This window comes from Achromobacter animicus, from assembly GCF_902859585.1.
Lineage (GTDB): Bacteria > Pseudomonadota > Gammaproteobacteria > Burkholderiales > Burkholderiaceae_B > Achromobacter > Achromobacter animicus.
Genome location: NZ_CADIJM010000002.1, coordinates 857,621 through 871,523, shown reverse-complemented (window position 1 = coordinate 871,523; position 13,903 = coordinate 857,621). Strand labels below are relative to the sequence as shown.

Here is a 13,903-nt window from a genome sequence, read left to right as displayed (position 1 = left end):
AGGCTTTAGTTGTCAGCGCGCACGAATAGCGCCAGGCGATTCCAGTAATCAACCCCGAGCAGCAAGCGGTCACCCAGCGGCTTGAGGACGAAGTCCCCGCGCTGGTTGTGCTGCATCTTGATCAGGCCGCCTTCCCGGCGCGCCTTCATGGTCAGCGATCCGTCGTCCTTGACCACGCCATCCGCCCCGAAGACCAGTTTGCGCAACGTGCCGATCGGACGCTTGAAGGTGCCCTGCGGCAGTTGTGCCGGCGCGGCCTGCGCCAACGCCTCGGTGGTCAGCGGCGCCAGGCTGTCGGCCAGCGTGCACGCATCGGGACTGGCGATCGGCGCCGCGCACGCATGTTCCAGCATGGGCCGGGCATCCAGGTATCGGCCCGCGGTCCAGGCTTCTTCGGCCGCCAGCGTGCACGTGCTGGCGGAGATGCCCTTCAGGCACGCGGCCTGCAGCGTCTTGTGCGCCGCCTCGCCCAGCGGCGCGGGCTGGCCGCCTTCGCCGGGTTCCAGCCCGCCGGCTTCGCGCCAGGCGTCCGGCAGTTTCTTGCACACGAACGGCAGGCCGCTTGCGCACATGCTTTCCAGTTCCTTGACGGACGTCTCGTTGTACGCGTCCAGGCATTCCATCATGCCCGCCTTCCAGCACAGCGGCCAGACCTTGGTCTGCGGCAGTTCCGTGGGCGCGGCGCACGGCGCGGAGGTCTTCAGCGCGTAGACCATTTCAAAGCCCACGTCGATCGACTTGCCATCCGGGGAAAGCTTGTATTCATCGTCCAGGCCAAGGTCCAGGTTATAGAAGCCCAGCTTGCCGTTTTCGATTTTGTAGTAAAGCAGCTCGGGACCGTTCAGCGCACTCTTGCGGATGAGGTTGGAACTCAGCACCCGCATCTGGCCCCTTCCGCCGTCGTACTCGTACAGTCCGCACTGAAGCGGCGCCGAAGACTGCGCGTGCGCGGCCGGCGCAAGCAGCGCCGCCAGCAGAAGAACAGTCAACACCGCGCAAAGACGATGGAGCGATTGCGCGATGCGGCTGCGCAAGCGGGAGTGACGGTACATGAGTGATCAAGCCTTTTAATGATTCGAGACGCGCGGCATGGCCGCGCACCGGGCGGTCGGCGCCCGCCGGCATTCTAAATAGGCTTGATGTCACGCCGGCGAAAAACGGCCGGACTGTTTGATCTGTGTTGAACGAAACCCGCTTATGTCCCCGGCAATGCGCGCGGCAGGTCGGTTCCGTAATCGTCTTGGGCATACACCATTGCCGGCAAAGGCGATACGAGGCGGCCGCCTTGCTCCCATAGCGATTCAACCCAATCGGCCGCGACGTCGGCGATCGCGTCTTGCACGCAGAACGCCGGCTCGCTGGAGAACATGGGCACCGGCGGCTCCAACCCCGTTTCGCCGTGCACGACGTCAAAGAGATCGCGGTACCCTTCGATGGCCTTGTTCAGCACATACAGATCCGGCCCTTCCAGGCCGATCACCACCGAAAAAGTCCCCTCGCCGCCCTGGTCGGGAAAGATGCCGAACTGGATTTCGCGCGCCTTCTCGGGCAACCGCGCAAACATGCCGGCCAGCGTGCGCAAAGCGGCCGCCGTGTGCGCGTCCAGGATGCGGCGCAGCGCGTCTTGATAGTCGTGTTTTGTCATCGCGCCAGCATAGCGCACGGCGGCATCGCATCACGCGTCGGACGGCATCTGCGCCAACAGCTTGTCCAGTGTCACGGGATAATCCCGCACGCGCACGCCGGTCGCGTTGTACACCGCATTGGCAATCGCCGCCGCCACGCCGCACAGGCCCAGTTCTCCGACGCCCTTGGCCTTCATTGGCGATGACACCGGATCGTCTTCGTTTAAAAAGATGACCTCCTGGCGCGGAATGTCGGCATGGACGGGGACCTCATAGCTTGCCAGGTCGTGATTCACGAAGAATCCCGCGCGATGGTCAACCGCCAGCTCCTCCATCAACGCCGCGCCCACGCCCATGGTCATCGCGCCAATGACTTGGCTGCGCGCCGTTTTGGGATTGAGGATGCGGCCTGCGGCGCAGACCGCCAGCATGCGGCGCACGCGCGTCTCGCCGGTGGCGGCGTCCACGGCCACTTCCACGAAGTGCGCGCCGAACGTGGATTGCTGGAATTTCTTGTCCAGGTCGCCGAACTCGATGGCATCTTCAGCGATGAGCTCGCCGCCCGACACCGCGCGCGTCAGGGGCGCACTGCGCCCGCTGGCATCCGTGACCGCGCCGTTGGCGAACACCACGCCCTGCGCGTCGAATCCCAATCGCTCCAAGACCAGCGTCCGCAGTTTTTCGCAGGCGGCATACACGCCGGCCGTGGAACTGTTCGCGCCCCACTGACCGCCCGAGCCCGCGGATACGGGAAAGGCCGAATCGCCAAGCCGCACCACCACGCGGGACAGCGGCACGCCCAGCATCTCGGCGGCGGTCTGCGCAATGATGGTGTAGCTGCCCGTTCCGATGTCGGTCATGTCGGTCTCGACGATGACGCGCCCCGCCGCGTCCAGCCGCACGCGCGCGGCCGACTTGGTCACCAGGTTGTTGCGAAAGGCGCTGGCCACGCCCAGCCCGATGAGCCAACGTCCTTCGCGCCGCGCGCCGGGCTTGGGATCGCGTTTATCCCAGCCGAAATGCCGGGCGCCGGTCTGCAGGCATTCGACGAAACGCCGCTGGGAGAACGGCCGCGATGGATCGGTGGGATCCACCTGCGTATCGTTGAGCACCCGAAAATGCACGGGGTCCATGTCCAGCGCCTGCGCCATCTCGTCGATCGCGATCTCCAGCGCCATCATGCCGGGCGCCTCGCCGGGTGCGCGCATTGCATTGCCTTCGGGCAGATCCAGCGTCATCAGGTTCAGCGCGGTGCGCTGGTTGGCGCCGGCGTACAGCAGCTTGGTCTGCTGCACGGCTTCTTCGGGCTGGCCGTCCGGCAGGTCGCCGGACCAGCTCTCGTGAGAGATCGCCGTCAGCTTCCCGTCGCGCCCCGCGCCCAGCCGGATGCGCTGGATCGTGGCGGGCCGGTGCGTCGTGTTGTTGATGATCAGCGGACGCGGCAACGCCACCTTGACCGGCCTGCCGGCCGCTCGGGCGCCCAGCGCCGCCAGCAAGGCGTCCGCCCGCACGAACAGCTTGCCGCCGAAGCCGCCGCCGATGTAGGGCGAGATCAGGCGCACATTCTCCTTCGGAATGCCCAGCGTCCGGGCCACATCGGACCGTCCCCAGGCGATCATCTGATTGGAAGTCCATATCGTGAGCTTGTCGCCTTTCCAGACTGCAAGCGAGGCGTGCGGCTCCATCATCGCGTGCGATTGGTCGGGCGTGGTGTAGGTGTGATCGACCGTGACCGGCGCCGCGGCGAACGCAGCGTCGAAGTCGCCCGCGTCCGTTTTCGGGATGTGCTTTGCGGCGTCGCCGTGGTCCCGCTTCTGCGCCGCCAGGTCGAAGGCGCCCTCGCGCCGAACGTACTGCACGCGAACCAGTTTGGCGGCCGCGCGGGCCTGCTCGAACGTGTTGGCCACCACCAACGCAATCGCCTGGTGATAGTGCTGGATGTCCGGACCGCCCAGCAGCGTGGCCGTGTTCATCTTGCCCTTGCCCAGCTTGCCGGCATTCTGCGCGGTCACGATGGCCAGTACACCCGGCGCCCGGCTCGCAAGCTCGGTATCGATGGCCGTGATGGCGCCCTTGGCTATCCCCGCGCCCACCACGTAGCCGACCGCGGGATTCGGCGCGATGTCGTGGTGCTCGTACGCGTAAGGGGCCTGGCCGCTGGTCTTGAGCGGTCCATCGATGCGATCGACGGGCTGGCCCACGACCTTGAGCTGATCGATCGGGTTCTGTGTCGCGGGAGTATCGAATTTCATGAGTTCACGCCCTCGCTTCCATCAAGACCGAACCGAGCGCGCGGCGCGCCAGCGTCAGCTTGAAACCGTTATCCGGCGTCGGCTTGGCGCCGGACAGCAGCGCATCGGTCACGCGCGCCGCGCCGTCCGGCAAATACGCTTCTGCCGCTTCGCTGCGCCAGGGCTGCGGCGCCACGCCGCCCAGCGCCACTCTGCCGGTGCCATCGTCTTGCACGACGGCGGCCACCGCCACCAGCGCGAAGGCGAACGACGCGCGGTCGCGCACCTTGCGGTAGAGGTGTTTGCCGCCCAGCGGTTTGGGCAGCACCACCGCGGTGATCAGTTCGCCAGCCGCCAGATGGGTCTCGATATGCGGCGTGCCATCCGGCGGGCGATAGAAATCGGCGATGGGAATCACCCGCCGCGTGGCGTCGGGACGCACCGTCTCGATCTTCGCATCCAGCAGGCGCATGGCCACAGCCATGTCGCTGGGATGCGTGGCGATGCAGGCGTCGCTGGCGCCGATCACCGCCAACTGGCGCGACACGCCGCCGATTGCGGAACAGCCGCTGCCGGGCACGCGCTTGTTGCAGGGTTGGTTGGTGTCGTAGAAATACGGGCAGCGCGTGCGTTGCAGCAGATTGCCGGCGGTCGTGGCGCGGTTGCGGATCTGCCCCGACGCGCCAGCCAGCAGCGCGCGCGCCAGCACCGCATAATCACGCCGCACCACGTCGTGGGCGGCAAGGTCCGCATTGCGCACCACGGCGCCGATGCGTAACCCGCCGTCGTCCGTGGGTTCGATGCGGTCCAGGCCCAGGCCGTTGACATCGACCAGGTGGACGGGCGTTTCGACCTCAATCTTCATCAGGTCAAGCAGATTGGTGCCGCCTGCAATGAACCGCGTCCGCGGCTCGCGTGCCGCGCTGGCAGCAGCTTCGGCATCGGTGCCGGGACGCTCGTACGTGAACGATCTCATGCCTTGCCCTCCGCGACGTCTTCGATGGCGTCCAGGATGTTGGAATACGCCCCGCAACGGCAGATGTTGCCGCTCATGCGTTCGCGGATCTCCTCGGGCGTCAGCAACGGGCGCTCGGTCAACGAGCCGGTGACATGGCTGGGCATCCCGCTTGCGGCCTCGTCCAGCATGCCGACCGCAGAGCAGATCTGCCCCGGCGTGCAGTAACCGCACTGGTAACCGTCATGCTTGACGAACGCGGCCTGCAGCGGATGCAGCGCGCCCGGCGTGCCCAACCCTTCGATAGTCGTGATCTGCTGGCCGTCGTGCATGACGGCCAGCGTCAGACAGGCATTGATCCGCCTGCCATCCAGCAGCACCGTACAGGCGCCGCACTGGCCATGATCGCAGCCCTTCTTGGTGCCGGTCATGTGCAGGTGCTCGCGCAGCGCGTCCAGCAGGCTGGTGCGCACATCCAGCGCCAACTCATGCGTGCGGCCGTTCACCTGCAGCGTGACCGTGGTGGTCAGGTTGTGCGCCGGCGCGGCGCTTTGGGCTGCGGACATGGTTGTTGTCCCGAGTGCGGTGGCTGAAGCGGCGCCCGCCTTGAGCAGGTTGCGCCGCGAAATCTTGATATCGATGGAATTTTCCAAGGCTGGAACTCCTTTGAGCATTCGGCGGGCCGCAGCTCGCCATCAGCGCGCGCTATCAGCAAACCGTGTTCCTGGCGGCGCCGCCCCCGGCATGCCGGTGCCGCGCTGCGTCTTGCGTGAAAACGGGGCGGATTTCCCGATAAGATCGTCGTCAATCGATGATAGCGACGGGAACCGCCCGGCCGCCACGCCCGTTTGACAAGAAAATGTTCGATCTCGAAACCAATCCGGACAGCCCCGCGTGCATTCGCTGCGTGGGCATCCTGCTAGCTGCCGGACACGGCCGGCGCTTTGCCAGCGCGGCCGCGGGCCAGGACAAGCTGCTGGCGCCCCTTGCAGACGGCACACCTGTCGTCATGACGGCCGCGTCGTCCCTGCTGGCCGCGGCGGCCGGCGTCGTGGCGGTCGTCCGCGCGGGCAACGACCGCGTCGCGGCACTCCTGGCGCAAGCCGGATGCGAGGTGGTCACGATAGGCCCTTACACCGATGGCACGAACGGTGGCATGGGCGACAGTCTTGCTGCGGCCGCACGGCACGTCATGCGCACCGCAAGCCCGGACGTGCAATCCTGCCTTGTCGCGCTTGGCGACATGCCCTGGATCCGCGCGGATACCTTCCTGCGCGTTGCAGAAGCGGCAAAGGAGCATCCCATCGTCGCGCCGGCATGGCAGGGCCAGCGCGGCCACCCGGTCGCGTTTCAGCGATCGATCTGGCCGGCGCTTGCGGCGCTGGCGGGAGATGTGGGCGCACGTTCCGTATTGGCCCGTCATGGTGTGACCGAGCTGGCGGTCGATGATGCGGGCGTATGCGCCGATGTGGATACACCGGATGACCTGTCCACCGCCGACTGCGGTGGACAGTCTGCGCCGCCCTAGGCGGGCGTCGCGTCGCCGCGCGGCCGCGCGATCACCGCCGCGCCGGCCGACGCCGCCCGCCGCGGCAGAGCCACGCGGAAACTCGTCACGTCGTCGCGCGAGTCCGCGCTGATGCAGCCGCCATGCGACACCACGATCTGCTGCGCAATGAAAAGGCCCAAGCCCAATCCGTGGTGACCGCCGGGCCGCCGCGCGCCGCTGCGGAATGGGTTGAAGAGATGGGGCAGCAGCTCCGGCGGAATGGTGCCGCCATTGGAAACGGTAACGACCACCTCGTTGGCGTCCTCGCCATTGACCTCGACCCGCACCGGGGCGGTCTTGCTGCCATGGTGCAAGGCGTTGCCCACCAGGTTGGCGATCACCTGCGAAATGCGCTGGCCGTCCCACGCGCCGGCCGCGTCGCCACGGCAGTGCGACGCCACCTGGCGATCGGGAAAGCCCGTGCGCACCTCGTCCAGCGTGCGCTCGACCAGCGCTCCCATGTTCAGTTCCGAGGGCGCCAGCGTCAGCCCGCCCGCCTGGCGAATGCGCGTCACATCCAGCAGGTCTTCGATCAGGCACGACATGCGCTCACTGCTTTGCAGCATGCGCCGCGCCAGGCTCGACACACGTTCGTCGTCGCCCTGGCGCTGCAGCACGGTGGCGCCCATGATGATGGCCTGCAAGGGCGTGCGCAGATCGTGGCTCAGCACGGCCATGAACATTTCGTTGACCCGCAGCGCTTCGGTGCGCTCTTCGAGTTGCTGCGCCAGCGCACGCTTGCGCTCGTGCAATTCGAAGAACACGTTGGCCTTCGTGCGCAGCATGTACGGGTCGACGGGCTTGTACAGAAAGTCCACCGCGCCGCTCTCGTAGCCGCGAAACTGCCAGTTCTGTTCGCGCGAACCGGCGGTGATGAAGATCAGCGGAATGTGGCGCGTGCGCTCGCTGCCGCGGATCAGTTCGGCCAGTTCGAAGCCGTTCATGTCGGGCATCTGCACGTCCAGCAGCGCCAGCGCGACGTCGCCGTGGCGCAGCAGCAGTTCCAGCGCCTGCGGGCCGGACTGGGCCTTCAGCACCTCGACACGGTCGCTGGCCAGCAGCGCCTCGAGCGCAATCAGATTCTCCGGAACGTCGTCAACCAGCAGGCACTTGATGCGGTCGTCGCGGGATGGGGCTGATGTCGGGATCATGGTGTCAATGCGTTTGGGTTTCAGGGCAGCCGTCTTGTGGGCAACTGCGCGAACACGGCGGCAATCTCGTCGGGCGTCAGCGCCCTTGCCGCCGGAACCAGCGCCAGGGCGGCGTCGGGCATCGTGGGTGCCGCTGCCGACGCCGGCGCCTGCACCAGCGCGTGGCCGCCGGCGGCATGGATGGCGGCCAGGCCTTCGGCCCCATCCTCATTCGCGCCGGACAGCAGCACGCCAAGCAGCCGCTCGCCATAGCAATCGGCGGCGGACTGGAACAGCACGTCGATGGACGGCCGTGAAAAATGCACCGGCGGGTCGATCGACAGCGCCAGGCGCGGCCCCCGGTCCACCAGCAGGTGGTAGCCGGGCGGCCCGAAATACACGTGCCCAGGCTGTATCGGTTGCTGGTCCTGCGCTTCCTGCACGGGCAAGGCGCAGCGATAGCTGAAGATGTCGCTCAACAGGCTACGGCGGTCGGACGGCAGGTGCAGGACCACGATCACGCTCGCCTGAAGGCCTGCGGGAAGCGCCGGCAGCAGAACGCTCAGGGCGTCGATAGCGCCCGACGAGCCGCCGATGACGATTGCGTCCCAGGCGTCCGAAGCGTCCACGGACAGATCCGGCCCGCGCGTGGTCACAGGTCGGCCCTTTTACGGTAGATGCGGTCGGCCATCACGAATTCGTCAAAGCCGTCGGCCTGCGCCGTGAATCGCACCGACTCCTTGGACCCCAGGCCCAGGAATCCGCGATGAACCAGTGCATCGTGAAACAGGCCCAGCGCCCGGTCCTGCAGATCGCGCTCGAAGTAGATGAGCACGTTGCGGCACGACACCAGATGCACTTCCGCAAACACGCTGTCGGTCGACAGGCTGTGGTCGGAGAACACCATGTGCTCGCGCAGCGTCTTGTCGAACACCACCCGGCCATACCGCGCCGTGTAATAGTGCGACAACGAATTGCGGCCGCCGGCCTGCGCATGGTTGGCCGTGAAGGCCGCCGCGCGCTCCAGGTCGAACACGCCCTGCTCGGCCGCGCGCAGTGCGTGCGGATTGATGTCGGTGGCGTAGATCAGCGTACGGTCCAGCAGCCCTTCCTCGTGCAGCAGGATGGCCAGCGAATAGACTTCCTCGCCCGTGCTGCACCCGGCCACCCACACCTTGATCGAGGGATAGGTGCGCAGGATCGGCACCACCTCGTTGCGCAGCGCCAGGAAATAACTGGGGTCACGGAACATGTCGCTGACCTGCACCGTCAGGTATTGCAGCAGGCCCGTGAACACGGCGGGCTCGTGCAGCACGCGGTCCTGAAGCTGCGACAGCGTCTTGCAGTCGAACTCGCCCAGCGCGGTGCGCAGTCGGCGTTTCAGCGAAGCCTGCGCATACTCCCGGAAGTCGTAGTGGTAGCGGTGATAGATCGCATCGAGCAGCAATCGCTGCTCGATGTCTTCGATGTTCGCCTTGTTTTGATTAGGCATGGGCGTGATCGCTGTGTCGTGGCCGGGTCGGGCTTACTTGCGCATCCAGACGCGCACCAGCGACAGCAGGCGCTCGACGTCCAGCGGCTTGGCGATGTAGTCGTTGGCGCCGGCGGCCAGGCATTTTTCCTGGTCGTCCTTCATGGCCTTGGCCGTCAGGGCAATGATGGGCAGACGGCGCCACTCGGGCCGCGCGCGGATCTCGCGCATGGCCGTATAGCCGTCCATCTCCGGCATCATGATGTCCATCAGCACCAGGTCCACCGCACGGTGGCCGTTGACGCCGGCGCGGCCCAGCGCATCCAGCGCCTCGCGACCGTTGCGCGCAATCTCGACGTGCAGGCCGGTGGGTTCCAGGATGCTGGACAGCGCAAACACGTTGCGCACGTCGTCTTCCACCACCAGCACCGTGCGGCCTTCCAGCGTCGTGTCGCGGCTGCGCGCCAGCTCCAGCATCTGGCGCTGCTGCGGCGGCAACTCGGCTTCCACCTGGTGCAGGAACAGCGTCACTTCGTCCAGCAGGCGCTCGGGCGAACGCGCGTCCTTGATGATGATCGACTTGGAGAAGCGGCGCAGCTGCTGCTCTTCGTCGCGCGACAGCGCGCGGCCGGTGTACACGATCACGGGCGGGAACGACACGCTTTCCTGCTCGGCCATTTCGCGCAGGAGTTCGTAGCCGCTCATGTCGGGCAGGTTCAGGTCCATCACCACGCAGTCATAGGTGGTGTCGCGCAGCAGCGCCAGCGCGTCGCCGGCATTGGCCGCCAGCACGATCTCGACGTCGTCGCGCGCCAGCAGTTCGCGCACGCTGTCGCGCTGGCGGTCGTCGTCCTCGACGACCAGCACGCGGCGCACGTTCTGCGTGAACTTGGCTTCCAGGCGGTGCAGCGCGTGAACCAGTTCCTCGCGCTTGACCGGCTTGAGCGCATAACCCACCGCCCCGCGCACCAGCGCCTCCTGCGCGTAATCGGCCACCGACACGATGTGCACCGGAATGTGGCGGGTGTTCGGGTTGCGCTTGAGCTGATCCAGCACGCCCAGACCGGAAAAGTCGGGCAGGTTGACGTCCAGCACGATGGCATCGGGGCGCCGCTGCGACGCCAGCGCCAGGCCTTCCGTCGCGGTGTGCGCGGCCAGGCAGCCAAAGCCCATCTCGTGCGCCAGATCGGCGAGGATGCCCGCAAAGCGTTCGTCGTCCTCGATGACGAGGATGGTTCGGGCAAAGGTCTCGCCCGGCTCCTGCTCAATTGGCTCGGCTGACTGGGCCAGCGCCGCCGGTTGGGCAGGCTCGGTGCGCGCGGCGGGCGGGGCGGCGATGGCGCCAGCCGGGCCTGCCAGCGTGGTAGGCGCCTCCGCGCCCTCGCGCGGCGCCGGGGCGGTCGACACGACCAGCATGTTCATCGGCAGCAACAGCGTGAACACGCTGCCCTGCCCCGGCGTGCTGACCAGCGACAGCGAGCCGCCCAGCAGCTTGGCCAGATCCCGCGAAATCGACAGACCCAGCCCCGTGCCGCCATGCTTGCGGTGCGTGCTGCCGTCGGCCTGACGGAATGCCTCGAAAATCAGTTCGTGCTGGTCGGGAGCCACGCCGATGCCGGTGTCGTGCACCGCAAATGACAGCATGCGCCCCGGCGCCCGCGTCACGCGCAGCGCGACGAACCCCTGCTCGGTGAACTTGATGGCGTTGGACAGCAGGTTCTTGAGCACCTGGCCCAGCCGCTGCGGATCGGTCCGCAGGGTGTCCGGCACGTCGCGCGCAATGTCCAGCTCCAGCGCCAGGCCCTTTTCCTGGGCCAGCGGCCGCAGCGGTTCCAGCAACCGCTGCAGCGCCGGGGTCACCGCCAGGTCTTCGATCTCGACCGTCGCCTGGCCCGCCTCGATCTTGGCCAGGTCCAGGATGTCGTTGATCAGCGCCAGCAGATCGCGCCCCGCCGCGTTGATGGTCTGCGCGTACTTCACCTGTTCTGCCGTCAGGTTGCCCGTCTTGTTGTCGGACAGCAGCTTGGCCAGGATCAACGTGGAATTGAGCGGCGTGCGCAGCTCGTGGCTCATGTTGGCCAGGAATTCGCTCTTGTATTGGCTGGCCTGCGTCAGCAGGCGGGCCTTGTCGGTTAGCGCGCTCTGCACCCGCAGCAACTGCTCGGTCTGCGATTCCAGATTGAGGTTGGTCTGCTCCAGCTCGGTCTGCTGCAGTTCCATGCGCGCCTGCGATTCCTGCAGGATGCGGCTCTGCTGCTCCAGTTCTTCATTGCTGACACGCAGTTCTTCCTGCTGGGTCTGCAGCTCTTCGGACTGGCGCTGCGTTTCCGCCAGCAGCGATTCCAGCCGCGATCGGTCCATGCCGGCACGGATGGCGGACGCCAGCATTTCGGACGCGCCTTCCAGCAGGCTGCGTTCGCCCTCGCTGACCGGATGGTTGAAGCCCAGCTCGATCACGGCGTATACGCGCTCGTACTGCATGGCGGGCGCGACCACCAGTTCGACCGGATTCGAGCGGCCCGTGGCGGACGAGACTTCAAGGTGGCCGGCGGGCACGTTGCGCACGTGCAGCAGCTTGCGCGATACGGCCGCCTGGCCGACCAGGCCCTGCGCCGTGGAAATCTTCTGGGGCAGCCTTTCCGGCGGCACCGCGTAGCCGCCGAACAGCTCGAGGTCGTCACCGTTGACCACATAACCCGCGCCGACGCTGGCGTTCAGGTATTCGGCCAGATAGTCCAGGGCGCGCCGGCCGATCTCGTCCAGCCGCTGGTCGCCCCGCAGCCGCATGCTCAGACCCGACAGGCCCGTCGTCACCCAGGCCTGGCGCGCCTTGACGCGATACTCGCGGATGGTCATGAGCGCCGAGGCAAAGATCAGGACCAGCAGCACCAGAGCGCCGCCCCAGGAATAGTAGGTGGAAATCGTGGCCGCATCGCTCCAGGCGTCGCGCTCCTGCTCGACCCGGCGCATCTGTGACGTATAGAGGTCGCCGACAAGATCGCGCAGCCGGTCCATCGCCTCCTTGCCCGAATCGGTCCGCACCACCGCCAGCGCGCCTTCGACGTCGCCCGCTCGGCGCATCTCGACGGTGTTGTTCAACTCGGTAAGCTTTTGCTTCGTGATGCCCGCGATGTCATTGGCAATCCGGCGCTGCGTGGCGTCCTGTTGCGAGAACTCCTGCACGACGGCCAGGCGCTGCTCGATGAGCGGCACGGAGCGCACATACGGTTCCAGGTAGGCCGGGTCGCCCGTCAGCAGGTAACCCCTCTGGCCGATCTCGGCGTCTTTCAGGGCCGAATTGAACAGGCTGAGCTGACGCAGCGACTCGGTCGCGCGGTCCATGGACTGGACGGCACGCGCGCGGGTGTCCGCCGAGCGTACGTTGACGAAGGCGATGACCAGCGTGGCCACTGCGGCCAGGATGAATCCGGCCATCAAAGTGCGGGGAAAGGCCAGGCGACTGGCCGGCTGCGGCGATTTCAGCATGAGATCGATTTACCAATTCAGGGAAAGCGCGCGGATTGCGCTAAGGCAGAGTGCGAAGAATTATAGGGACGGAGACGTCTGCAGACCATCCTGCGCACTGGCGAACTATACAGGTATGTGCGCAGCTGGGTTGCGTATGGATACAACTACTACACCAACGCGGCCCTGCCATGCCCTAGGATTCGGCTTCCCGATCTGCCGGCCGCCTTTCCGTGCGCCTGCCGCCTTTGCTGGCACGCCCTCGGCCCCCCCCGCCTGAACCTGGGGACAGCCGGCCGCGCAGACAACCGAATTCCTGCCCACCGTGGCACCGAAAAAAATGACGAAGATTCTTTTGGTGGACGACCAACCCACGTTGGTCGCCCTGATGAGCGAGTTCCTGACCAGCGAAGGCTATGACGTCACGACGCACACCGATGGCCTGACCGCGCTGCAGCAGATGATCGCCCTGCGCCCCGACCTGGTCATCACCGATCTGTCCATGCCCGGCATGGACGGCGCCGCCCTCCTGACCGCCATGCGGGACAACGCCTATCTGCATGAAACGCCGGTGCTGGTGCTGAGCGGCCGTCCGGAACACGAGATCCTGGAAGCCTGCGCGGGCCGCGCCGTGTTGATGCGCAAACCGGCCAGCCCGGAGGAAGTACTGAAGGCCGTTCGCCGCCTGACCCAGAAATCCCAGCCGCAGCCGCGTCATCGTTCGAACACTGGCGCAATGCCGGCGTCGCTCAGCCGCTTGGGCGGCGCGGGCCAGGAATGCCTGGCTCACGCAGCGTAGCGTTCTCCGGGGCGGCGTGTCGAACAATCCACCCTCACGCCCCGGCCGATTTGTGCAGCCTTACGCGTAGCGCAGAAAAGGCCACCGCAGATGCCATTGCTTCGCTTGCCAACGCTCGTCCAGTATTGACCGCTTTTCAATCTTGAAGCGCGGCGTCATCCGAATCACTCCCGCAAACAGATCATCCAGGCCGTATGGCGCCAGGACCTGGATACGCCCGTCACTGTCAAGGCGAACTGCCACGGCCGTTGCAGTTTCCGGCCACTGCGTCAGCGCGTCGATTGTCGAAAGGTAGGGACGGTCGTGATCGCGGCGGTGCATATGCGCCTGGTTCTTTACGGACCACGGATAACCCGGCGCAATGCTTCCCAGCCGTCTTTCAAGCTGAATATCATCGGCGTAGCTTTCGGCACCGTCGCCAAACCATACGACGTCAACGTCGTTTAGCGGTGTCGGCGACGCAAACCCGGCCAACGAATCCCACACCAGATTGCGCACGAACCCGGCGCCGATCCAGCAATCGGTCAAATCAAGATCGCGCACTGCCTCCAGCGCACACATGCGCGCAGCGTCTGCCATCACCATCGACTCTAGAACTCGTCGCTTTGTCATGCGCGTTGATGTTACTCCGGGGTGACAGACTGAATGCCACGCAGAAAGCGGGCAAAGACCGGGCTG

Annotated in this window: 12 protein-coding genes; 2 read left to right on the top strand and 10 right to left on the bottom strand. The window is 66.3% G+C overall.

The window, feature by feature from the left end; translation table 11 throughout:
• Positions 1 to 5 precede the first annotated feature (5 nt).
• The 5 genes from HV681_RS08760 to paoA all read right to left on the bottom strand — a co-directional run bounded on the left by HV681_RS08760 (position 6) and on the right by paoA (position 5,485).
• Complete coding sequence (locus tag HV681_RS08760) at positions 6 to 1,052, bottom strand: hypothetical protein (protein WP_175122691.1); 1,047 nt, start codon at positions 1,050 to 1,052, stop codon at positions 6 to 8.
• A gap of 143 nt (positions 1,053 to 1,195) precedes the next feature.
• A complete protein-coding gene (locus HV681_RS08755; protein ID WP_175122690.1) occupies positions 1,196 to 1,645 on the bottom strand; it encodes a DUF6389 family protein in 450 nt (149 codons plus the stop codon).
• A 30-nt stretch (positions 1,646 to 1,675) separates the two neighbouring features.
• Entirely contained in the window at positions 1,676 to 3,877 is a 2,202-nt protein-coding gene (paoC, locus tag HV681_RS08750) for an aldehyde oxidoreductase molybdenum-binding subunit PaoC (RefSeq protein WP_175122689.1), read from the bottom strand.
• A gap of 4 nt (positions 3,878 to 3,881) precedes the next feature.
• On the bottom strand, positions 3,882 to 4,832 hold the full coding sequence (locus tag HV681_RS08745; RefSeq protein WP_175122688.1) for an FAD binding domain-containing protein: 951 nt from the start codon (positions 4,830 to 4,832) through the stop codon (positions 3,882 to 3,884).
• Complete coding sequence (paoA, locus tag HV681_RS08740; RefSeq protein ID WP_217467835.1) at positions 4,829 to 5,485, bottom strand: aldehyde dehydrogenase iron-sulfur subunit PaoA; 657 nt, start codon at positions 5,483 to 5,485, stop codon at positions 4,829 to 4,831. Before paoA ends, HV681_RS08745 begins: the two co-directional genes overlap by 4 nt.
• Before the next feature lie 185 nt (positions 5,486 to 5,670).
• Between paoA and HV681_RS08735 the strand changes: the two genes are divergently transcribed.
• A complete protein-coding gene (locus HV681_RS08735; RefSeq protein WP_175122686.1) occupies positions 5,671 to 6,339 on the top strand; it encodes a nucleotidyltransferase family protein in 669 nt (222 codons plus the stop codon).
• On the opposite strand, the gene HV681_RS08730 is transcribed toward HV681_RS08735, so the two are convergent.
• The 4 genes from HV681_RS08730 to HV681_RS08715 are packed head-to-tail and all read right to left on the bottom strand — an operon-like array spanning position 6,336 to position 12,447.
• A complete protein-coding gene (locus HV681_RS08730; protein ID WP_175122685.1) occupies positions 6,336 to 7,511 on the bottom strand; it encodes a hybrid sensor histidine kinase/response regulator in 1,176 nt (391 codons plus the stop codon). The genes HV681_RS08735 and HV681_RS08730 overlap by 4 nt on opposite strands.
• 20 nt (positions 7,512 to 7,531) lie before the next feature.
• Entirely contained in the window at positions 7,532 to 8,119 is a 588-nt protein-coding gene (locus HV681_RS08725; protein ID WP_224776870.1) for a chemotaxis protein CheB, read from the bottom strand.
• Between the two features lie 23 nt (positions 8,120 to 8,142).
• Complete coding sequence (locus tag HV681_RS08720) at positions 8,143 to 8,982, bottom strand: CheR family methyltransferase (RefSeq protein WP_175122683.1); 840 nt, start codon at positions 8,980 to 8,982, stop codon at positions 8,143 to 8,145.
• 33 nt (positions 8,983 to 9,015) lie between these two features.
• Positions 9,016 to 12,447, bottom strand: a complete 3,432-nt coding sequence (locus HV681_RS08715; RefSeq protein ID WP_175122682.1) for a response regulator — start codon at positions 12,445 to 12,447, stop codon at positions 9,016 to 9,018.
• A 319-nt stretch (positions 12,448 to 12,766) separates the two neighbouring features.
• Between HV681_RS08715 and HV681_RS08710 the strand changes: the two genes are divergently transcribed.
• Positions 12,767 to 13,225, top strand: coding sequence for a response regulator (locus HV681_RS08710; RefSeq protein WP_239214730.1), 459 nt, complete (start codon positions 12,767 to 12,769; stop codon positions 13,223 to 13,225).
• A 60-nt stretch (positions 13,226 to 13,285) separates the two neighbouring features.
• Here HV681_RS08710 and HV681_RS08705 read toward each other — a convergent pair whose 3' ends face one another.
• Positions 13,286 to 13,810, bottom strand: coding sequence for a nucleotidyltransferase family protein (locus HV681_RS08705; protein WP_217467834.1), 525 nt, complete (start codon positions 13,808 to 13,810; stop codon positions 13,286 to 13,288).
• Positions 13,811 to 13,903 lie beyond the last annotated feature (93 nt).

What these genes read in the sequence shown, in the direction of transcription:
- paoA (WP_217467835.1), bottom strand. Translation starts at nt 5,485, where the DNA reads ATGCTCAAAGGAGTTCCAGCCTTGGAAAATTCCATCGATATCAAGATT.
- HV681_RS08715 (WP_175122682.1), bottom strand. Translation starts at nt 12,447, where the DNA reads ATGCTGAAATCGCCGCAGCCGGCCAGTCGCCTGGCCTTTCCCCGCACT.
- HV681_RS08760 (WP_175122691.1), bottom strand. Translation starts at nt 1,052, where the DNA reads ATGTACCGTCACTCCCGCTTGCGCAGCCGCATCGCGCAATCGCTCCAT.
- HV681_RS08755 (WP_175122690.1), bottom strand. Translation starts at nt 1,645, where the DNA reads ATGACAAAACACGACTATCAAGACGCGCTGCGCCGCATCCTGGACGCG.
- HV681_RS08710 (WP_239214730.1), top strand. Translation starts at nt 12,767, where the DNA reads ATGACGAAGATTCTTTTGGTGGACGACCAACCCACGTTGGTCGCCCTG.
- HV681_RS08705 (WP_217467834.1), bottom strand. Translation starts at nt 13,810, where the DNA reads ATGGTGATGGCAGACGCTGCGCGCATGTGTGCGCTGGAGGCAGTGCGC.
- paoC (WP_175122689.1), bottom strand. Translation starts at nt 3,877, where the DNA reads ATGAAATTCGATACTCCCGCGACACAGAACCCGATCGATCAGCTCAAG.
- HV681_RS08735 (WP_175122686.1), top strand. Translation starts at nt 5,671, where the DNA reads ATGTTCGATCTCGAAACCAATCCGGACAGCCCCGCGTGCATTCGCTGC.
- HV681_RS08730 (WP_175122685.1), bottom strand. Translation starts at nt 7,511, where the DNA reads ATGATCCCGACATCAGCCCCATCCCGCGACGACCGCATCAAGTGCCTG.
- HV681_RS08745 (WP_175122688.1), bottom strand. Translation starts at nt 4,832, where the DNA reads ATGAGATCGTTCACGTACGAGCGTCCCGGCACCGATGCCGAAGCTGCT.
- HV681_RS08720 (WP_175122683.1), bottom strand. Translation starts at nt 8,982, where the DNA reads ATGCCTAATCAAAACAAGGCGAACATCGAAGACATCGAGCAGCGATTG.